Source organism: Massilia eburnea, from assembly GCF_009720745.1.
GTDB lineage: Bacteria > Pseudomonadota > Gammaproteobacteria > Burkholderiales > Burkholderiaceae_D > Rugamonas > Rugamonas eburnea.
Window position 1 is genome coordinate 13,300 of sequence record NZ_WNKX01000022.1, and the last position, 20,522, is coordinate 33,821.

17 protein-coding genes are annotated in these 20,522 nt (G+C 54.8%); 6 read left to right on the top strand and 11 right to left on the bottom strand.

The features are described from left to right. Positions 1-127 precede the first annotated feature (127 nt). The 8 genes from GM658_RS22685 to GM658_RS22720 form a co-directional block, all read right to left on the bottom strand. Positions 128-1,201 carry a ComEC/Rec2 family competence protein gene (locus GM658_RS22685; protein ID WP_170298926.1) on the bottom strand — a complete coding sequence of 358 codons (1,074 nt, stop codon included), beginning with the start codon at positions 1,199-1,201 and terminating at the stop codon, positions 128-130. Further along, complete coding sequence (locus GM658_RS22690) at positions 1,194-2,642, bottom strand: hypothetical protein (protein ID WP_211841914.1); 1,449 nt, start codon at positions 2,640-2,642, stop codon at positions 1,194-1,196. Before GM658_RS22690 ends, GM658_RS22685 begins: the two co-directional genes overlap by 8 nt. 98 nt (positions 2,643-2,740) lie before the next feature. Beyond that, complete coding sequence (locus tag GM658_RS22695; protein ID WP_155456345.1) at positions 2,741-3,907, bottom strand: caspase family protein; 1,167 nt, start codon at positions 3,905-3,907, stop codon at positions 2,741-2,743. A 218-nt stretch (positions 3,908-4,125) separates the two neighbouring features. Continuing rightward, on the bottom strand, positions 4,126-5,988 hold the full coding sequence (locus GM658_RS22700) for a caspase family protein (RefSeq protein WP_155456346.1): 1,863 nt from the start codon (positions 5,986-5,988) through the stop codon (positions 4,126-4,128). Continuing rightward, complete coding sequence (locus tag GM658_RS22705; RefSeq protein ID WP_155456347.1) at positions 5,985-6,635, bottom strand: hypothetical protein; 651 nt, start codon at positions 6,633-6,635, stop codon at positions 5,985-5,987. The genes GM658_RS22700 and GM658_RS22705 overlap by 4 nt, the downstream gene beginning before the upstream one ends. A 391-nt stretch (positions 6,636-7,026) precedes the next feature. Then, positions 7,027-7,443, bottom strand: a complete 417-nt coding sequence (locus tag GM658_RS22710; protein ID WP_170298927.1) for a DUF2513 domain-containing protein — start codon at positions 7,441-7,443, stop codon at positions 7,027-7,029. Between the two features lie 74 nt (positions 7,444-7,517). Next, entirely contained in the window at positions 7,518-7,895 is a 378-nt protein-coding gene (locus GM658_RS22715; RefSeq protein WP_155456348.1) for a hypothetical protein, read from the bottom strand. Positions 7,896-8,061: 166 nt separating this feature from the next. Beyond that, positions 8,062-10,059, bottom strand: a complete 1,998-nt coding sequence (locus GM658_RS22720) for an AAA family ATPase (protein WP_155456349.1) — start codon at positions 10,057-10,059, stop codon at positions 8,062-8,064. A 1,031-nt stretch (positions 10,060-11,090) separates the two neighbouring features. Between GM658_RS22720 and GM658_RS22725 the strand changes: the two genes are divergently transcribed. Together GM658_RS22725 and GM658_RS22730 are read left to right on the top strand one after the other, a co-directional pair. Beyond that, the gene (locus GM658_RS22725; RefSeq protein WP_155456350.1) at positions 11,091-11,366 is read left to right on the top strand and encodes a DUF3892 domain-containing protein; all 276 of its coding nucleotides are present in this window, start codon (positions 11,091-11,093) and stop codon (positions 11,364-11,366) included. A 398-nt stretch (positions 11,367-11,764) separates the two neighbouring features. Further along, the gene (locus GM658_RS22730; RefSeq protein ID WP_229417026.1) at positions 11,765-12,019 is read left to right on the top strand and encodes a helix-turn-helix transcriptional regulator; all 255 of its coding nucleotides are present in this window, start codon (positions 11,765-11,767) and stop codon (positions 12,017-12,019) included. On the opposite strand, the gene GM658_RS22735 is transcribed toward GM658_RS22730, so the two are convergent. From GM658_RS22735 to guaB, 3 genes are all read right to left on the bottom strand, one after another. Next, positions 12,006-13,199, bottom strand: coding sequence for a tyrosine-type recombinase/integrase (locus GM658_RS22735; protein ID WP_155456351.1), 1,194 nt, complete (start codon positions 13,197-13,199; stop codon positions 12,006-12,008). The genes GM658_RS22730 and GM658_RS22735 overlap by 14 nt on opposite strands. Positions 13,200-13,594: 395 nt before the next feature. After that, complete coding sequence (guaA, locus tag GM658_RS22740; protein ID WP_155456352.1) at positions 13,595-15,196, bottom strand: glutamine-hydrolyzing GMP synthase; 1,602 nt, start codon at positions 15,194-15,196, stop codon at positions 13,595-13,597. Positions 15,197-15,250: 54 nt separating this feature from the next. Further along, a complete protein-coding gene (gene guaB / locus GM658_RS22745; RefSeq protein WP_155456353.1) occupies positions 15,251-16,711 on the bottom strand; it encodes an IMP dehydrogenase in 1,461 nt (486 codons plus the stop codon). A gap of 183 nt (positions 16,712-16,894) precedes the next feature. Here guaB and GM658_RS22750 point away from each other — a divergent pair, with 183 nt between their 5' ends. From GM658_RS22750 to GM658_RS22765, 4 genes are all read left to right on the top strand, one after another. After that, the gene (locus tag GM658_RS22750; protein ID WP_229417027.1) at positions 16,895-17,404 is read left to right on the top strand and encodes a gluconokinase; all 510 of its coding nucleotides are present in this window, start codon (positions 16,895-16,897) and stop codon (positions 17,402-17,404) included. A gap of 40 nt (positions 17,405-17,444) precedes the next feature. Further along, positions 17,445-18,752: an MFS transporter gene (locus tag GM658_RS22755; protein WP_155456354.1), complete on the top strand. Its 1,308-nt coding sequence runs from the start codon at positions 17,445-17,447 to the stop codon at positions 18,750-18,752. 22 nt (positions 18,753-18,774) lie between these two features. Then, complete coding sequence (locus GM658_RS22760) at positions 18,775-19,842, top strand: porin (protein WP_155456355.1); 1,068 nt, start codon at positions 18,775-18,777, stop codon at positions 19,840-19,842. A 93-nt stretch (positions 19,843-19,935) separates the two neighbouring features. Further along, positions 19,936-20,460: a DUF4124 domain-containing protein gene (locus GM658_RS22765; RefSeq protein WP_155456356.1), complete on the top strand. Its 525-nt coding sequence runs from the start codon at positions 19,936-19,938 to the stop codon at positions 20,458-20,460. Positions 20,461-20,522: the final 62 nt, after the last annotated feature.

Genomic DNA, 20,522 nt, shown 5'->3' on the forward strand with positions numbered 1-20,522 from the left:
AGGAACTGCGACTTGATCAAGCAAACCAGTTGCTCACATGATTCTGCACGAGCCCTACCGCCGCAACGCATATTCATGTAATTGCCAACACGGAGGAGTGTCCCCCCTACGCTGAGATCGCGACACGTTATTTCAAAATTACAGAAACACCATCCTCGCGAACGCCATAGCGAGTCTTGTACTTCCACTCATCACGTAAATGGTCGGAGTCCCACATCTTGTTAAAATCAGAGCGGCAATTAAATACTAGTTCCACTCCCTCGGGGCTATGCTTGACTACTCTTGCTACAGCCTCCCTATCCGGATGCTTAAAATAGGCGCCATTTGAAGAAAAGACTGCAGTCTTGCATTTAACCGCTTCTAACAACTCTTGAGAAACGTTGTGCTTACTTCCGTGATGTGGCAACTTGAGCACGTCAATTTCGATGCCCAGTTTCCCATACTTCTTCTGAATTGCGTTTATGAGGACCGTGGGATGCGCATCCGCTCCAAGTAGAATGCTCTTTCCGTCAAATTCGACTATGAATGCGATGGATGAACCGTTTGGCACCTCCGTGTCCTCTTCGAAAGCCTCGTCGGCCAAAGCGTCAACATCAAATCCGAAGGTCTCGAAACCTTCTGGTATGGGCTGTGGTGCGACCTGATCCAAGTTGGGCAATAATCCTGCCTTTTCAATTTCCCTATCCCAGCGACCAATCATCGCCCGAAGCTTTTCCCATGATGGAGAAAGAATCGTCAGCTTTGCATCACCCGGGAGCTTTATCTCTTTCGGCGTACCATCCTCACTCAGTGAAATTTGGGAAGCCGCATACAAGCTGTTCCAGGGCAGGTTATGCTCTAAGAGCGCGTCAGTTACTCTCTCCCCTTGCACGGCACCAAAGTGCTCCAGCACATCAGCCGGCTCGAGGTGGCGTCGCCCATTGAACCAAATTTCCTTAAACATCCCGCCGTACTTTGGGTCCTCCAGCACTGAGATCGCCCCACCTATATGGTCAGCATCGACGTGTGTGATAACTAAGAGTTCATTCGAGCCTGGTTCATTTCGGACTATATCTAATGCCTCTTTAACGCGCTTGGCAGTCCCAATGGTTCCGCAGTCCACTACGATCCTATGAGGATTAGCCTCCAGCCCGTACTCCAGCCAAAGGCAGTCTCCATGGCCAGCATAGAGAGAATGCATGCGGAAGATCTTCTTAGACATCGTCATTCTCCAAGTGGAAAACGCAGAATGGTTCAAGCGGATTAACTCGACGTCGCAGGGCGGTAACCAGTTTGTCGGCCCGTCGCATCTTCGCGAGCACGTCTTTGGGCAGATCGGATTCAAGCAATATGCCAATGTTCGATGCGGTAAGACCAAGTCCCATGCGAAACATTGGCGGGCCCATTTCCAGCGAGCTCTCGATTAGACTCGCGGCCTTCAAAAGTCGTTCCGACAAGTCGTCTGGAAAATAACTATCGAAATTTCCGCGCTTTTCCCCATAAACGTCACTGCGCTGCAAGAGAAGCGTCGCGTGCAAAATTCTGCCGTCGGGCACATAGTCAAAATATGCCCCTAGATTCCCAATCCAATAGTGCCAGGGGACTCGAATCGCATTGGGAGGGGCATTGAGGAGAGCATATCCAGCAGCGGCAGCTGCAACCGGGTCGTCTGCTTTTGCGTACAAGAGTTCCTCCGCACTGTCCAAAACCCGAACCGCCGCACGCAAGTCGTTTTGCCGAAGAAACTGCAACAGAGAGTTATAAGCTGGGTTCTCGACCTCAATGGTAATGGAAGGAACCTGTTCCCCTAGTTGGGGAGGTGCAATTGCAATGCGTACGCTTCTTGCACCAAAGCCCGCCGGAACCGAAACGAGAGTTCGGCCTCCGTCCTGTTCGCCATCAACAACTGCAAACCTGCGTCCAAAATGTCGATCAAAGGTCCCTCTTTCGAGCTCAACAATCAATTCATTATTTTGGACAAGCGCAGCCACTCGCTTGGTCGGGCTTATTAGAAACACCGCCCCGAAGTAACGCTTAATCGAGATCCCTTCAATAAATGCCGGCCACTTAGCGTATTCGGACTGCACGATATCAACCGAATAACCCTCTACCCGCGGAACATTTGATGCCAATGCAATTGCGGGTTGTGCTCGCCTTTCCTCTCCTGTACGAGATGGCGCAATCACAATTGGAGCACCGATCGTGCCGCGAGAAACCGGCTTTCTCCGTGCACCGTTCCCCTCAGTAGCGCCGCCACGCATCTTGGTACTGCGAGTCGAACTCGGAGAGGACGGAGGCGGTTTTGGCACAGGTAAGGCGAGTTCGCCTGCAGAGGTATCGCTTTGGCCGATTGTGCTCCAATGCTGAAAGACTTTCGCATCCTCGGCTAGATACTCGAGTTTAGGGAATAAATTGTGCGGGTAGTCGCCAGTACTTGCTCCTAATCCTGAGGACTCGTCGATTGTGGACAATGTAGTTCCAACTAAAGGCTCATCGCTTAATTTGATAGAAATCAAGTGATGTTGAGCGCCCACAGGCACCTCAAAAAGCTCTTGGACCTGCTCACCACTTGGAAACTTCGCTTTGACCCAGTAAGTACCCTCAGCCAGCTCCTCACGGATCGTACTATCGTGATCAGGACCATACGGTAAGTCGAATCGCACGATATTGAATGCTTGACGTGCGTACGCTGGCCAGACGCTTACAAGCGCGACTCCAGGTCGACGGCTACGCGTTTCACGGATCGAAATCGTTACTTTTGTCATGGATTCGCGTCGAATGAGACAATCGCGTAAGGCGGATGAGGAGTAGCTTTCTTAGACTTCTTACCAATGTCCTCAAAGTCAGCCTCAAAAGAGTACAAATCCATACCTAGGTCCAAGTGCCAAGGATCTGCCGCACCAACGGGCCGTGATTCCCCGGAGCTGCAGGCGAAAGCAGCAAAGCGAGTCCGCTCCCTTGGTTTGCAAAGTACAGCAACGGGCACTGTCGGGTCACCAGGCAATGAGTGGATCTTTATGTTTTTTGCCATTCTATCCAATGTTGCGTATTGTTCGGGCGGCGCACCGGGCATCCGCTGAATAATAAAATTGATGCCCAACCTCAGAAACTCCGGCGCGATCACCCACGAACCGTCGACTTCATCTTGAAGCGCTCCTGCGCCTTTCATAGCATGAAGCATTGCGCTAGTGAAAACACTAGGCTTTCCTGGTATTCCATACGCGAGCGCACCAAGCTTGGATGCCCATAAAGCGGCCTGCTCAACGACATCAAGGCGAGCCAATGCAGCTCCATTGATAATTGGCTGGCCGCGCGCTTCCCCGTACTTCTTGAAAGCAGAATTCTTAAACGAACGGCAGGCGTCTAAGAAGAACAATTGCTGCGTTGCCTTCTTTCCACGCGTGCCATCCATCATAGCGACGATATCTATAGCCCCTGTATTAAATGGATCGTCTGCATCATCGCCGAAGTTCTCAAGGAGTAGTGAATGCACCTCTCCATTGCTCAGACCATGCCCACAGAAATAGAACATAAGCACGCTGTTAGGGGATGTATCTCCGCGCGCAGCCCACTCTTTGACAGTACGCCTAACGTTAGCCATAGTGGGAGGAGCGACTTCAACATGTGCCCCATTCCAGTCAGTAAAGTTACCACCTGGTGAGCTTAAGACTTCAATGCTCTTAAGCGGCGCAGAATGAGGCTTAAACTCACTTTTGAGCCAGTCTACCAACGCTTCGCCCGATGGCACCGGCGAGGCCAACTGGCCCAACTCGCCGTGCTCAGGCAAACGTTGATCCGCATCACCGTCCTTCAGGAAGGGATAGCGGCCGACTGCAATCACAAGAACATGTACTGCCGGCTCAGCGTCAATTTGTGCCGGATCAGTCAATAGAGTCATCTCGATCCTAATTATTTTCTTTGAAAACACTACCACATCGGCAGCCCGAGAAAGTCACCAACTCTCACGCAGCCTAAACAATTCAAGCGGAGATTGGCCAATACCGGTTAGCTAATCTTATTCACCGACCGCCTGCCGGGCGCAACCTAATCGTCTCTTGGCGCCGATTATGAATCTTGAATCTCATGTTTAGGATGCGCTAGCGTTGAATATAAAAAACTACGGAGCCAGCAGAATCGAACGTCGGCCTACGCGAAACAGAACCACGGCACCCTGTCCGCATAAAGAAGTGACGACAACAAGCATAGCTTGCGTTCTATGGCGCTTTTTGGATTGGGAATCACTGGCCAATCCTTCTCGAGTTCACGGGTCCGACAGACCTGGTTTCCGACCTCCCAAACATAATTGTGTCCGCCATAGACTACGGGTTCATCAAAATTGCTATAGTTCTCCGGCACGTAGGCTGTGAAGCCACTGCCGTCGAGGCGCCACAAGTCATCATCTAAGAGTTCACCGAGACCGGCTAGGTGGGCGCATCGAAGTACTACTGCTAGGGTTTCGCTTGGACGGTCAATTGAATATACAGCCTCGCGATAGTCATTCGAATCCACCGCCAAAATGTAGTTCAGGATAGCATCACCCTCCACATTCTCCCGCAGTAGGCGCCCTTGAGTTCTAACCAGCTTGTTATACAAGTGACCAATTAAGAGTTCCTCTTGATCCTGCAGTCCCAAATCCCTAAGCGCAGCAAGAGAAACGCTCCAGCCGGCTGTTTGCAGATTGCTTACCGGCGTAATTGAATAGGTGTACATTTCGAGGAGAAGGTCAACAACCTTTTGAAATCGGTTCTTACTCGCCTCATACTGCTGGCCGCCTGGAGCAGTGCACAGAACTGGAATCGCGGACCAGGCTAACATCTTAGTCACGCGTATAGGCAGCGTGTGCAATGTGCCAACGCCAGCCCCTTGTTCCAGCAGCGCGTAATCATCGGACTCCAAGTCCAAAATGAACTGGTCACACATTTCCGCCACGAGTATATTCACTTCATCAATGATCTCGGATGCTAGCTGATCGATCGTTTCATTTCCACTATGCTGGAGCAGAGCCACCGCCAGTGCGCTTGAGACCTCAAATGGCCGGCTTAAATCCTGCGATTCTTCCGCCTTCACCATGAGCGAAATCCGTACTCTCCTTGCGAATCCGGCCAGTATTTTAGGATCGTCGCGCAATGCAGAGAAAGCCTTCTTTAAAGTGACGATGGCGTGCGAAGCATTCCAATTGGACCCAATCGCGGTATGCAAATCCCAGAGAGACTTCGCGTGCGCCTGCAATGACTTTGCTGACTTGGCTTCCCATTCCTTCACGAAAATACGAACCGATGAAGAGGTTTCTTCCGAAAAATGCCGATTCGTTGTGAACTCAGACGTCGCAGAAAGATTAAGGCCCCATACCACAGGCGTCTGACCCGTTCCTTTCAGGCGCTTTGCCACATGCCGCCCCACTTCCATCAGGTCCAGCATAGGACTATGTGCCTGCACAAAATCCTCGCCTTTAATGCATTTTACGATTGCCTGAGTACCTATGCCGCCCTCACTTTCCTCGCCAGCTCCTTCATCCTTAGCAGCCGTGGCGAGCAATGTAATGCTAAGCGTGTCCGCATCCCCCAAGAGCTCAGGCTTTAGTATTGACGTGAGGTCCGCGACCAATCCTCCAGCCTCACAAGCGTCAATGACTATGTTGGATTGATTCGGGCGAACGTCCGCAATAATCCGAAACAGATCAGACAGCGAGAATGCCGACAGCGCCAGGGAACTGTCCCTTGTATCCCGAGGCAGCATATAAAAGCCGCCGGACCGCACAGAGCCGTGGCCGGCAAAGTAGAATGTAAATGTCTCGACCGACTCATGGCCAATCAGTTTCAACCGGAACGCGTCCTTGATCTCTTCCAACGTCGGCGAGAGCAGCAACTGCGAATATTCAGCAGAATATCCACCTTGCTCATTATCAGTCAGAATGTTAAACATGCTTTTCGCATCAAGTTCAGCGGCGTCCAACTGGTCTAATAAAGCTGAATCATACGAGTTACACCCAACTACAATTGCTACCCTCACCTAGAATCTCCGTAACGCTTGAACCGTGCTTGCCGCGCACGTTCTCGCTCGCGGCCTTTTTCAATCTTCATTTCTTTCAATTGCTCGATTTCCGCAATCTGTTCGGGCGAAGCCTCCTTTGCAGCTCTCTTAAATGCATCGAATGCCTCAGGGCCAACGAACATCGTTGGAAGCTTTGGAGTAAAGTCCGGTGACACTTGGATCTCAAGCTTTTCCCACATACGTCTGTGTGCAGCAAGAGTAGAACCTTCTGCCCTTGCATCGACAACGTTGCCAACGCTTGTACTAGCGTCCCCGACGACTGCAAAGACGTTCGCCGTAAACTGACTCGTTACAGAACTCGCGATGGAATTAAGCATTCGTCTCAGCACCGAGAGATCGTTTTCAACCAGCTCTTTGAATTCAACTGTTTGCACGGAACTAATGCTGCGCGTTCCACCATCGAAGTACACATCATCAGCTGGTCGAACCATTCGCCCCCCGTGAACGAATCGGTTTATGTTTTCCGGTGGAATAAACTGTTCGGTCGCAGCTCGGTGAATTTCCGCGAGCTTCTTGAACAACGAAGCTGAGATTGCTTTGTTCAGTTCCTTGTCAGAGAACAAGTGCGACGATGCTCGGAGCTCAATTTCCGTTCTTTCCCTCATTACGTCTCCAGTGCATCCTTTAGATTCTTCACATCGCGTCCTTTACCTCTATCGATTAAGCCGCTTCCACACGCAATGCGAGCCGCACAAAACTCCTTGATCATTTTTGTCCTCTCTCTGTTTTTCACAGCGGCCGCAGTAACGCTTAAATGCCATTTCGTTTCGTCACATTTTGAATGTCTCACACGCCTCGACAATGGAAATCCTCGTCCACTTGGAGCAAAGTGAATCGATTGTGAGCGTTTCGTTGGCTGCATCTGTGAAGGTGCCAGTATTGGACCAACCTCTTGCCACCTTCAGTTGGCCTTGAGCATCAACATCGTGCATATCTGCGAATTCGCGACCAATTCGTCGGCGTCACCAATTTTCTGTATAGTCATCGTTTCCTCGCTCAACCCAACGCATGTTTCAGTGCTGCACCGGCTAACACCTTAATCGCTTCGAACGTCAACTCAACACCCTTTTTCTTAGCTGTTGTCTTGATGGACTCCCAGATAGTGGCTGATCTCATGGTGTCGAGCAAGTCATGTCCGTCCATGGTCAGTCGAGGACCATGAACAGCATACGAAAACCGATTGTCGGCTCCACGGACAACACTTAGGCCATCTATATACCGCTTCTGAATAAGCAATTCGAGGTGCCCGAAAATGCGAGCTTCCGCGTTCTGCTGTTCCGCCACCTTGATATCAAATTCTGCCCATGACATGTCATTGGGGCGGTTCAGTCTTTTCGGGACATCCGCAAACACGTCTCGTCCCTCTTCAATATCGGTCAACTGCTTCCGCAGCAAGTCCCAATCTCGCTTCACAATTATTTCCTCGCGCCGGCAACCGGCCGATCTCGGGCGCCTTTAGGGCGCTGCTTCCATCGTTCTGATATGCGTCACGAAATGCCTGACACATCACCTTGGCGGTGAACCAGGTTGACCCAACGTTCTGCCTCATCTCGGCTTAAGCTCAACATTCGATCCGTAAGGTCTGGATCATTGGCCGCCGCCAGCATATTGTTAAGCGCAAGGAATGCAATGAGCTGATAGCGCATGGTCAAGTACAAGTCTTTGCTCAAGTCAGGCTGTCGCTGCGCCAACGCGCTCAACTCAAGGATCGCATTTCCAAGTTTATCGGCGACATAGTCGAGAGGCACACCGAGGCGCTGCTCTTCCTTTTCGTATGCGGACCCATTAGCTTTCGTTGGGTATTGATCCATGCTCTCTCCCAATCCTTTCTTTTCGAAGCGGGCGTGGCGCTCGATCTCAATCAAGCCGTCCTTATCCCAGGCACAGCAGCCTTCGTAAATTCGAGTTCCAAACAATTAGCTCACCAGCCTCGTCAATGAGGCGTAGCCCGCTTCATCCATTAACGCTCTTAGTTCGCATCTGCGTTTTGGCGTTACCAAGATCAGAATAGGTCTGGCCTTCGCCCATATGCTACTCGTTATCGCGCAGGGGAACGTAGTGGATCGATTCATCTAAAAGCCTATTGAACGTCTCAAATAGCACTGCTGCTCGGTCAAGCGTGGAGAGCACTGACGGCGCATCCAAGTCAAGGATTGACGGATGCTCTAGCAACCAACGAGCAGGAACAAAGTGATCAAACTCGGCAACCTCTGAAGGCATCAGTTTAAAGAGAGCCTCTGCCTTTTTAACAACCCTCGAAGTTGGCGCTGCCGACAAGAGAGAGTCTTTGCCTACCACGTGCGAGGCAGGAGGTGAGTAAGCCCCGTTTAGAATTTCAATGAACAGATCTACGTGCAGAATGTCCTCAACATCAGCTTCTTCTTGAGACGTAAAATCGGCACACGTATAAAGATGCCCAGATTTTAGGATCTCCGCCCTCTTAAGGTTCTCCACCTTCGTCTTGTCACCATTGGCAATATCGGAGAGAACCGCCACATTGATATTATTGCCCCCAAATAGCCGCACGAACGGCGCTATCTTATCGATTCCACCTGCCGGACAAAGCGTCCACTTTGCGCTTAGTCCCTTGCGCCCTCGCTTGGTCAGCGCCTGAGAGAGAACTTTCAGATAAAGGATGTCCGAAGGCCCTTCTACGAGCAAAGTATTCGCCCCTATGAAAAGCGACTGCGTAACTTCATAACCTAGTGCTCCCTGTAAAGGGAAAAGCGTGTCGTCACCCACCTCAAGAACATCCATGCGTACTTTAGTTCCCTTCACTTCGGGGCGCCGATTGGATCCTGAAACAACCACATCTTCAACTATTTTGACGTCCGACAATCGATCCATGGGAACCATGAACGGTGAGTGTGTTGAATAGATCACCTGATGATCCGGAAGCAGGCGCTCAACGATGTAGCGCAAGAGATCCCCCTGTGCCTTGCCGTGAAGAGTCAAGCCTGGTTCGTCCAAAAGAATTATTGCATTTCCACTAGTTTTCTTAAGTTGCTTAAATTGAGCCAGGAATGAAAAGAACCACACAAAGCCTGCACTTCGCTCGGACAAAGGCAGAGTCGCTTTGTGATTGGTGTTCTTGATTCTGATGTCGGCGACCAACCCTGCATTGAAGGGGGCTTTATCTGCAGACTTGGCATTGTCAATTTCGATAACTACCTCTAGAGCGTTATTTTGACTCCAGAATTGGAATATCTCGTCCGTAATCTCATTACTCGCAGCTTCGCATTTTGCTTTCAGTGCCTCACGTCGGTCCGCCTCAAGCAACTCTTCCAAAGTCGTTCCCGCATACTCTAAGAAATCCAGGAAGATCTTGTCACCACTCGAGACAGTACCCTGCTGTTTATCTTGCTGCAGCTTCTGGATTGAGACCATTCCAGACATTCGTTCGAAATGAGAAGTAAAGAAGAACTTTGGCTGCCGCTTTTCCAGAATATCGATCACACCCAAGTCAAAGTCTGACTGACGGGATTTCCGTATTTCCTGCAGCAGACTTTCTTGTTTTGGTGTTCGCTCTGTTAGCGAAGAAAGAGCCTTATCGGCCGAAGGTCCATCATGGACGCCATGAAGGACATTTCGCTCAGTGGCATCAAGGGCGCATTTGTTGACCAGGTACTCAAGGCACTTCGAATGATCGACCTCCAATACCCAAATCCGCTTACCATCTTCGTATCGGAAACCGAAGTGCGTCTGGACCGTATCACCTTTGAGCACTCCGTCACCAAAGCGGCTAGTAACGGCCGCCTTATCTGCAGAATCCAGACGCCACCAAGCCCTAATCACCTCGGCAGTTCCAAATTCATGACGATCATCAAACCTTGTTGCAAATCGCCGCGGGTAATCAATGGTCTCGTCAAACTCGAATGGTTGAGATGGACGCAAGCCGCGTATCGCAGATAGTAGAGCGGTCTTACCGGCCTCGTTCTTACCAACAAGGCAAGTAAGATCTCCTATATCAAACGAACCACTATCTTCGACCGAACGGTAGTTTTGAACCCTGACACGTGTAAGTTTCATAGCCCGGCCCCTCTCGCGATAGCGTTAATGGAATTCGATGACCCATTCAGCAATTAATGGATATGAACAACCACCATTGCCATTATCGCAATGTACATTTTTAGCCAGTCACGATCAAGCCATCTGTGTCGCTTTTACGTACTACGAAGTGCATACGCAAAGCATTGGGGCCGCATTTTTCGGCGGACAGAAATCGTGTAAGCAATTGATTCTATTGGCCTACCCTGCAGGAATCGAACCTGCGATCCTCGACTCAGACGGCCGTTTACGGAGGATAGGACGCTGCAGACAACTCACTAAAATCGAAAGTCAATCTCAAATTCTACGGCCGCCGCCCAGTACCGTAGCATGTCACTATCCCCCCAGCACTTACCCCGATCGAGCGTCCTGCGGGCGGCCCAGGATGGGTGGGCTAATCGCCAATGCCTTCGATTTTTCGTGGACTTCCAGAGCTTTCGTTCAGGTTTTTCATACCTTTTTTTTATACCATGCTCACAGGCAACAAAAAAGGCCTACAACGAAGAGTTGTAAGCCTTTGATTTTGTTGAGTGTTTCTGGTGGGAAGTACAAGTTTCGAACTTGTGACCCCTGCAGTGTGAAGGCTACTAGCGAAAACGCATGCTTGCGTGATTCGAAAACATGCACTTATGCCAAGAACACTTTAATGAAAACCGTCGCGCAATATTCCATCAACGGATAAAGAAATATAGCTAATAGAAACCAAAAGGAGGAACCCGTTTAGCACAAAATGCTCAGACCACTGTACAAAATGCCAGTTATCAAGCTTTTACCGACAAGATCGGTAACTTTTCGCGCAAACACGGTAAAATCTGCAGCACTTACTGATGTGACAGCAAGTTAGTCGAAACGGTAGGTTCCCCGAAGAGCCACTTATCGGGCTCGCCGGGGAAAGAACACCCATGTAGCAGACGTCCTTGTGTGAGAACTCGAAGTCTGCTTTATGACAGCCCCGATGTCAATTGGAGTTTGTCTTACATGGGAAAACTTTACTTTTTAAGAGGAGTTTTACTATGGCGGACTGCCAAATCAATTGTATCAACCTGTCGAATTCTGGCAGGAATCACGAGCACATTACCCATGTAGGTAATGGGCGATCTTGGCGCATCACCCGCGAAGATGCAATTCACCGTATCAAAGCCGGTATCGACACGTTTTATGTGGTGGACATTTACGGTCGTCGCGCAAACGTAGGAGTTGTGGATGCAAGCCCGCCATATCTACGTACCTACGCAGATGGCGTGTGGACTGACAACCTGTTGGCCCAAACTACCTGCCAGTTGTACTGAGCTGAAACGCAGCCCGCTTCGGCGGGCTGTTGAGACACTGCAGGAAGCCTCGCCTTTAGATTCACCTCCACACATGAACAAAAGTGGGGAGCTCGTCACTCATCGTTGCTCAATTGCGTTGCACAAGATTTTGACGTACGTCGAATCCGTGACTAAATTGACCTTGCAGCAGCTGGCCCTGCGGAATTTGGCGAGCCCCCTGAAATGCTTCGGCATCCTAGTCAGACAGGTTGCCCACTCCCACAGCAAGAGTGCTTACGATCTGGCGTCGTCGGTCGTCGCTAATCTTCCCGTTGATTGCAGCTTAGCATGAGCGAATATTGGCCATGCATCGACTTGCCATGGACTGGAAAAACAGTCGGCGCACCGATCCCTACTCTAGATTGAAGGAGCCAATAATGGATGCCCGCACTCTCGACACGACGGAAATGATGGCCCCAGGCCGAATTCTCATCAAACGCAAACAGTTACTGCAGAAAGTACCGCTTGGCGAGCGAACTATCCTAGAATTGGAGCGCGCAGGCAAATTCCCGAAGCGCTTCTCAATCACCGCACGCGCTGTGGCGTGGGATCTCAACGAGGTCGACGCTTGGATCGCGCAGCAGCAAGCTGCCGCTGTACCGCAACCAGCACCAGGCATCAAGCGCCCTTAACCCAACCATCTATCATATCAGCCCAGTCCTGCATCATCGCGCGCCGCTGATCTGCATATTCCGCCTTGTTGTACACGGCACGCACACCACGCTGTTCATGTGCGAGGCACTTCTCGATCCAGTCAGTGTTGTAGCCGGCTTCGTGCAACAGCGTCGAAGCCGTGCGTCGTAAATCGTGCGGCGTGAAGTCGGCCAACGGACGCCCTGCTTCGCGCGCACTGCGCGACACGGATGTTGTCACCGAATTCAACGTGGCGTTCGAGATCGGTAAATCTGCATCGTACCGAGACGGCAGTACGTAGGGCGAGCCAGCGGCGCACGTGCGAAGTGCGATGAACATATCGATCGCCTGGCGCGACAGATAGACGTTGTGCGGGTTGCGTCGCTTCATGCGCTGCGCCGGGATGGTCCAGACACCGCTGGTGAAATTGATCTCGTCCCAGGTGGCGTCGGTCAGCTCGGACTTGCGGACCATCGTCAGCAGCAAGAGCTTCACGGCCAGGCGCAAGGTCGGCGCACTTTGGATTTTCTCGAGGTGCTCGTACAGCCATGGGATCTCCGTGCTGCTTAGCGCCCGATCCCGCGGCTGGAATGTGGCGATCGAGCACGGAGGAACCTTATCCGCCGGGTTCGGCGCCTCGTGGCCACGTTGGCCGGCATGCCGGAACACCAGCATCACGATCTCGCGCGCGTGAACAGCGGTTGCAGGCGCGCCCCGCGCCACAATCGCATCGCATACCCGACGCAGCTCTTCATGCGTGATCTCATGCAGCAGCATTTTCCCGAACGGCCGGTGCAGATCGCGCTCATACACCGACCGGCGCATGTCGCGAGTCGATTCGGCCATGCGATAGGTCGACAACCAACGCTCGGCCCATTCGCCAAATGTCTCCTCGCCAGCTATACGGGCCTTCTGGCGCCGCTTCTGCTGCGTCGGGGACTTGCCTTCCGCCACCAACTTCTTCGCCGCCACGAGCTTCTCGCGCGCCTCCGCGAGCGTGACGCCACCTACCCCATACTTGCCCAGCACCAGCGTCTCCTGGCGCCCGTTGACGCGGTAGTTATACCTGAATGACACCACGCCCGAGACAAGCACCATCGCATACAAGCCATCGCGGTCCTGGACCTTATAGGCCTTCGGACCAGGCTTCAAATTCCGCAGCTTAACGTCCGTCAGCATAAACCCTCCGTTTTCAATACCATCATCCTGCCTGTTTCCCTCTATAAATCAACACGTTAGCGCACTCAAAAACCCGGCCTTTCGTGGTGATTTTGGCCGAAAAACAGCTTTCCGATACCATCACAAAAAAGTGTGGTGAATCGGCCATTTTTCGCCGTCAAATCAGTGACTTAAGCGATTCCGATACCATCAACTCGTCGAAACCGGGTTTGATGGTATTTGCGTGACCACCGCAACCAGACTCGCGCATACCATCGCCGAGACCATCAATTTCACCTGCTTCCCCTTGCCAATCGTTGCCAGATTTCGCCACCAGAAAAAGAAAAAGCCCCTGAAAATCAGGGGCTTAGTCTTGGTCTAATGCCGAGTGCTGCGCGGTGCAGCCAGACGGGAAATTATTCCCATTCAATGGTCGCAGGTGGCTTGCCGCTGATGTCGTAGACGACGCGGTTCAGGCCACGCACTTCATTGATGATGCGATTGGAGACCTTGCCCAGCAGCGAGTGCGGCACGTGCGCCCAGTGCGCGGTCATGAAGTCCTGGGTCTGCACGGCGCGCAGCGCTACGACGTAATCGTAGGTGCGGCCATCGCCCATCACGCCGACCGACTTCACCGGCAGGAAGACAGCGAATGCCTGCGAGGTAGCGTCGTACCAGTTGGCTGGTGCGTCTTCGCCCGGCATGGCGGCGCCTTCGTATGGGGTGTTGCGCAGTTCTTCGATGAAGATGGCGTCGGCGCGGCGCAGCAGGTCGGCGTATTCCTTCTTCACTTCACCCAGGATGCGCACGCCCAGGCCTGGGCCCGGGAATGGGTGGCGGTACACCATCTCGTGCGGCAAGCCCAGGGCCACGCCCAGCTTGCGTACTTCGTCCTTGAACAGTTCGCGCAGCGGCTCGAGCAGCTGCAGCTTCATGGTCTCAGGCAGGCCGCCCACGTTGTGGTGCGACTTGATGGTCTGGCCTTTCTTGCCCTTGCCCGCGGATTCGATCACGTCAGGGTAGATGGTACCTTGCGCCAGCCACTTGGCGTTCACCAGCTTGGCCGATTCGGCCTGGAACACTTCCACGAATTCGCGGCCGATGATCTTGCGCTTCTGCTCTGGATCGGTGACGCCGGCCAGGTGGCCCATGAACTGTTCGGTTGCATCGACCTGGATCACTTTCACGCCCAGGTTCTTGGAGAACATGTCCATCACCATCTTGCCTTCGTTCAGGCGCAGCAGGCCGTGGTCGACGAAGACGCAGGTCAGCTGGTCGCCGATGGCGCGGTGGATCAGTGCTGCAGCCACGGAGGAATCAACGCCGCCGGACAGGCCGAGGATCACTTCATCCTTGCCGACTTGCGCGCGGATCTTCTCCACTGCTTCGGAGATGTAGTCCGGCATATTCCAGTCTGCCTTGCAGCCGCAGATCTCGTGCACGAAGCGGCCCAGCATGGCCTTGCCCTGCACGGTGTGGGTCACTTCCGGGTGCCATTGCACGGCGTAGAACTTGCGCTCTTCGTCGGCCATGCCGGCGATCGGGCAGGAATCGGTGGACGCCATCAGCTTGAAGCCGGCCGGCATTTCCAGGACCTTGTCGCCGTGGCTCATCCAGACCTTCAGCATGCCGTGGCCTTCGTCGGTGACGAAGTCGTTGATGCCGTTCAGCAGCGCGGTGTGGTTGCGGGCGCGCACTTCAGCGTAGCCGAATTCGCGCACCAGGCCGTTTTCCACTTTGCCGCCCAGCTGCGCAGCCATGGTCTGCATGCCGTAGCAGATGCCCAGCACTGGCACGCCGATTTCAAATACGGCTTGCGGTGCGCGTGGGGAATCGCCTTCCAGCGTGGAGTTGTGGGAGCCGGACAGGATGACGCCCGATGCGCCGTAGTTGCGAATGAATTCGTCGCTGACGTCGTACGGGTACACCTCGGAAAACACGCCCGCATCGCGCACGCGGCGTGCGATCAGCTGGGTAACCTGGGAACCAAAATCAAGGATGAGGATTTTTGAGTGCATAGCGGGGGCAAAAAAAAATTGCGGCGACACTTGGTCGCCGCTTTGCGGAGTGACTTATTCGGAGCGGTAGTTCGGCGCTTCTTTGGTGATCTGGACGTCGTGCACGTGCGATTCGCGCATGCCGGCCGACGTGATCTCGACGAATTCTGCTTTCTCTTTCAGTTCGTCGATGGTGGCGCAGCCGCAGTAGCCCATGGACTGGCGCACGCCGCCTACCAGCTGGAACAGGATCGCCAGCACGGAGCCCTTGTAGGCCACGCGGCCTTCAATGCCTTCCGGTACGAACTTGTCCTGCTTGGCGCTGGCGTCCTGGAAGTAGCGGTCAGCCGAACCGTCAGCCATCGCGCCCAGGGAGCCCATGCCGCGGTAGGACTTGTACGAACGGCCCTGGTACAGGATCACTTCGCCCGGTGCTTCTTCGGTGCCGGCGAACATGGAGCCCATCATCACGGTGGATGCGCCGGCTGCCAGTGCTTTCGAAATGTCGCCCGAGAAGCGGATGCCGCCGTCGGCGATACATGGAACGCCGGTGCCCTTCAGTGCTTCGGCCACGTTGGAGATCGCCGTGATCTGCGGTACGCCCACGCCTGCAACGATACGGGTGGTGCAGATGGAGCCTGGGCCGATGCCGACCTTGACCGCGTCCGCGCCATATTCAACCAGCGCCTTGGCTGCAGCCGCGGTGGCGATATTGCCGCCGATGACGTCAACGTGCGGGTACTTGGTCTTGATGTACTTCACGCGATCCAGGATGCCCTGGGAGTGGCCGTGGGCGGTGTCGACTACGAGCACGTCCACGCCTGCCGCTACCAGCAGGTCGATGCGCTCTTCATCTTTCGCGCCGACCCCGACTGCCGCGCCCACCAGCAGCTTGCCGTGCTGGTCTTTCGATGCGTTCGGGTGTTCGGTGGATTTCTGGATGTCCTTGACGGTGATCAGGCCACGCAGTTCAAACGCTTCGTTCACCACCAGCACGCGCTCCAGGCGGTGCTTGTTCATCAGGCGCTTGGCTTCGTCGGTGTTGGCTTCTTCGTTGACGGTGACCAGCTTTTCACGCGGGGTCATCTTGGCGCGCACTTCGGCGTCCAGCTCTTTTTCAAAGCGCAGGTCGCGGTTGGTGATGATGCCGACCACTTCCTTGCCTTGGACGACCGGGAAGCCGGAAATACCATATTGCTCGGTCAGCTTGATCACGTCGCGGATCTTCATGTCCGGCGGAATGGTGATCGGATCGCGCAGCACGCCAGCCTCGAAACGCTTGACCTTCGACACTTCACGCGCCTGGTCTTTCGGCTTCAGGTTCTTGTGGATGATGCCGATGCCGCCCTCTTGCGCCATGGCGATCGCCAGACGGCTTTCGGTGACGGTATCCATTGCTGCGGACAGCAGGGGGATATTCAGGCTGATGTTGCGGGTCAGGCGAGTCTTGAGGGACGTATCCGCAGGCAGGATGTTGGAATACGCGGGGACGAGGAGCACGTCATCGAAAGTGAGTGCTTTTTGGAGCAGACGCATAGTATTTCCTATAGGCGCAAAAGTAGATTATACAGAAAACCGCCGCTTTCGTCATGGCAATCTTCGGAGGGGAACTGTTGCGCCGATGCTAGCGCTATCATTGCGTCTCAAATTCTTCTTTACAAATTTCATGACCAAGCTAAACTCTCGTCAATGATAGCGCTATCAGCGATAAGGAGACAAATGAACAAGATTACGAATAACCGCTGGGTCGTCATGGGCGTCAGCGGCGCAGGCAAGAGTGAAATCGGGGCCAGGCTGGCCGCGGCGCTCGGCGTCCGCTTCCTCGAAGGAGACAGCTTTCACACGCCGCAGAACGTCGCCAAGATGTCCGCCGGCATTCCGCTCGACGATGGCGACCGCGCCGGCTGGCTGCAAGCACTGAGCAATGAGATCGGCGCCGCGCGTGAACGCGGCGAAGGCCTGGTCCTCTCCTGTTCCTCGCTTAAACGCCGCTACCGCGACCTGCTGCGCAGCGGCGACCCTGGCCTGCGCTTCGCCCACCTGCACGGAGAGCGCACCCTGCTGGAACAGCGCATGCGCACTCGCCCCGGCCATTACATGCCAGCCTCGCTGCTGGACAGCCAGCTGCGCGACCTCGAACCGCTGCAAGCGGACGAGGCCAGTTTGCAGCTGGACCTGGCGCAAGCACCACAGCAGCTGGTTGACGCCATCCTGCGATCCCTCGAATGAATAACCAGATATTCACACTACAATCAAAAATGGAGACAGCATGAAAACAAGCACAAAAGTCGCAAAACGCCGCTGGGGCATTGGCGCCCTGCTCGGTATTGGCGTCCTGATCAATTACATCGACCGCATTGGCCTGTCGGTGGCCGCTCCGCAAATCCAGGAAGCGTTTACCCTGACGCCGGTCGATATGGGCCTGCTGTTCAGCGCTTTCGCCTGGTCGTACTCGCTGCTGCAGATTCCTGTCGGCATGGTGCTGGACCGCTTCGGCCCCACCAAGGTTGGCCGCTGGGGCGCCTTCCTGTGGGGGCTGGCCTCTACCATTACCGCGTTCTCGAGCGGCTTTGCCGGCATCTTTGCGGCGCGTGTATTGCTGGGCATTGCTGAAGCGCCGGCCTTCCCGGTCAGCTCCAAGGCCACCGGCTATTGGTTCCCGCGCAAGGAACGCGGTACCGCTACCGCCATTTTCGACGCGGCGGCTAAATTCTCCAACGTGATCGGCGTGCCGCTGGTGGCGGTCACGGTGGTCGCTTTTGGCTGGCGCTGGGGCTTTGCGCTGACGGCGGTGCTGAGCTTCAGCTACTTCTTCGCTTTCCTGCTGTTCTATCGCGACCCTAGCTCTGATACCAGGCTGTCCAAGGCTGAACTCGATTACATCCAGCGCGGCGGCGCAGCGCCCGAAGGTCCGGCCGAAGGCGGCGCAGTCAATATGCTCGGCTACCTGCTCACCAAATCCAAGGTGTGGGGCCTGACCATCGGCTTTGCGGCATACGGCTATACCTTCTACCTCTTCCTGACCTGGCTGCCCGGCTACCTGGTGCAGACCATGCACATGAGCATTATCAAATCGGCTGGCTTCGCCGCGATCCCATGGGCCGTAGCGACGGTGACCGACCTCTTCGTCGGCGGCTGGCTGATCGACCACTTGATCGCCAAAGGCAAGAACGAATCCACGGTGCGCAAGAGCGTGCTGGTGATCGGCATGCTGTTCGGCCTTGCCGTGTTCGGCGCGACCCAGACCACCGATCCGGCCTGGGCCATCTTCTGGATTTCGATTGCGCTGGGCGGCCTGGCATCTGCCGCGCCGGTTGGCTGGTCGCTGCCGTCGCTGATCGCACCGAAAGGCGGCGCCGGCACTGTCGGCGGCATCATGAACTTCGCCAACAACCTGATGGGCGCTGCGGCCCCCATCGTTACCGGCATGATCGTCGGCGCCACCAACTCGTTCGCCAATGCCTTCATGGTCGCTGGCGTCATCCTGCTGGTCGGCATCGTGTCCTTCGTCTTCGTGCTCGGCAAGATCGAGCCGCTGCCAGATCCCGCACCACGCGGCAATACCGTACCCGCCTGACCCAATCATTACTGGAGACAAAATGAACAAACGCATGATTGCGGTGGCTGCGCTCGCCCTTACGGCTTGCAGCGGCGCCGCACTGGCTCAAAGCAACGTCGCTTTTTACGGCGTGATGGACCTGGGTATTTCCCAGGATCGCGGCGGTGTCGCAGGCACCTCGACCCGCGTCACCAGCGGCATGGCGACGCAGAGCCGCTGGGGCTTCCGCGGCAGCGAGGACCTTGGCGGCGGCAATTCAGCCTTCTTCGTCATTGAGGGAGGCATCCACGCCGACGTGGGTATTTCGACCCAGAACAACACGCTGTTTGGCCGCACCAGCATCGTCGGCCTGCGCAATGCAAAGCTTGGGTCGATCTCGATCGGCCTGCAGGATACGCCGCTGTTCACCACTCTTAACACGGTGGTCGACCCGCTGCGCAACGGCATCGCCCGCTCCAACAACCTGATGCCGTCGACCGGTTTCCGCGCCAACAATTCAATCCTGGTGCGCAGCGCCGAGATCAACGGTTTCAGCGTCGACTTCATGTACGCGGCGGGCGAAGTCGCGGGCGACATCGGCGCCGGCCGCTCCATGGGCGGCTCGGTCGGCTACAGTAACGGGCCGCTGAACATCCGCCTGGCCTACCATCACCGCAACAACGACACCGCGTTGCTGAAGGACACCAGCAGCGGCCGCAACTTCCTGCTCGGTGCGAATGTTGACTTCGGCGTGGCCAAGGGCTGGTTCGGCTACGGCGTGGACAAGGGATTGAACAGTGCGCCGCTCAATAGTTCGCTCAACGCGTTCGGCGGCACGCCGCCGACGCCGTCAACCGACAGCCGCGATTTACTGCTGGGCGTGTCGCTCCCCTTCGGCCCACACACAGTGGTGGCAACCTTCATCGACAAGGATGACCGAACCACGCTGAACCAGGACGCACGGCAGTACGCCCTCGCCTATATGTACGCCTTTTCCAAGCGTACCGACATCTACACCTCGTATGCGCTGATCCGCAACCACCGCGGCGCTGGCTATACCGAGGGAAATAGCGAGGAGCCTGGCCTGGGCGACCGTCAATTCACGGTCGGCCTGCGTCATCGTTTCTAATCCGCCGCAGTTTCTTTGATTCCTGTAGGAAATATATTTGACAAGGAGGGGATTTCGGGGTGAAATGTGCACTCTCACCCAAGGAAATCCCCTATGAATCAACGTATTACCCGCCTGGCGCTGGCAACCGCGCTGATTGCCTGCACTTCACTCGCCCAGGCACAGTGGATGTGGGTAAATGAAAAAGGCGTCAAGCAGCTGTCCGACCAGCCGCCGCCACCGGGCACGCCTGCCAACAAGATCCTGAAAGCGCCGCGTGGCGCAGGCGTGGCCGACTTGCGCAATGAAATGGCTCCTGCCCCTGCCGAAGGCGACGACGCTGCAGCCGCGGATACCAAGGCACCGAAACCAAAGCCAACCCTGGCCGAGCGTAACGCCGACTTCAACAAGCGCCAGAAAGAGAACGCTGAGAAAACTGCCAAGGCGGAGGAAGAGGCCAAACGCGAAGCTGAGCGCAAAAAATACTGCACGGAAGCCAAGGCCAATATCGGCCTGCTGGAAAGTGGCGCGCGTATTTCCGATACCGCCCCAAATGGCGAGCGCACCTTCCTCAGCGATCAAGACCGTGCGAGGAAAATCAAGGAGCAGCGCGAATCGGTGAACAGCACCTGCAAATAACGGGAACTGCTGCTGCCGGTCATGGTCAAAGGGTGCGTGGAGAGGGATAAACGTACCGGAGG

Coding starts and splice junctions, on each gene's coding strand:
- GM658_RS22685 (WP_170298926.1), bottom strand. CDS start 1,201: ATGTCTAAGAAGATCTTCCGCATGCATTCTCTCTATGCTGGCCATGGA.
- GM658_RS22705 (WP_155456347.1), bottom strand. CDS start 6,635: ATGAGGGAAAGAACGGAAATTGAGCTCCGAGCATCGTCGCACTTGTTC.
- GM658_RS22720 (WP_155456349.1), bottom strand. CDS start 10,059: ATGAAACTTACACGTGTCAGGGTTCAAAACTACCGTTCGGTCGAAGAT.
- GM658_RS22725 (WP_155456350.1), top strand. CDS start 11,091: ATGGCGGACTGCCAAATCAATTGTATCAACCTGTCGAATTCTGGCAGG.
- GM658_RS22730 (WP_229417026.1), top strand. CDS start 11,765: ATGGATGCCCGCACTCTCGACACGACGGAAATGATGGCCCCAGGCCGA.
- GM658_RS22735 (WP_155456351.1), bottom strand. CDS start 13,199: ATGCTGACGGACGTTAAGCTGCGGAATTTGAAGCCTGGTCCGAAGGCC.
- guaA (WP_155456352.1), bottom strand. CDS start 15,196: ATGCACTCAAAAATCCTCATCCTTGATTTTGGTTCCCAGGTTACCCAG.
- guaB (WP_155456353.1), bottom strand. CDS start 16,711: ATGCGTCTGCTCCAAAAAGCACTCACTTTCGATGACGTGCTCCTCGTC.
- GM658_RS22750 (WP_229417027.1), top strand. CDS start 16,895: ATGAACAAGATTACGAATAACCGCTGGGTCGTCATGGGCGTCAGCGGC.
- GM658_RS22755 (WP_155456354.1), top strand. CDS start 17,445: ATGAAAACAAGCACAAAAGTCGCAAAACGCCGCTGGGGCATTGGCGCC.
- GM658_RS22760 (WP_155456355.1), top strand. CDS start 18,775: ATGAACAAACGCATGATTGCGGTGGCTGCGCTCGCCCTTACGGCTTGC.
- GM658_RS22765 (WP_155456356.1), top strand. CDS start 19,936: ATGAATCAACGTATTACCCGCCTGGCGCTGGCAACCGCGCTGATTGCC.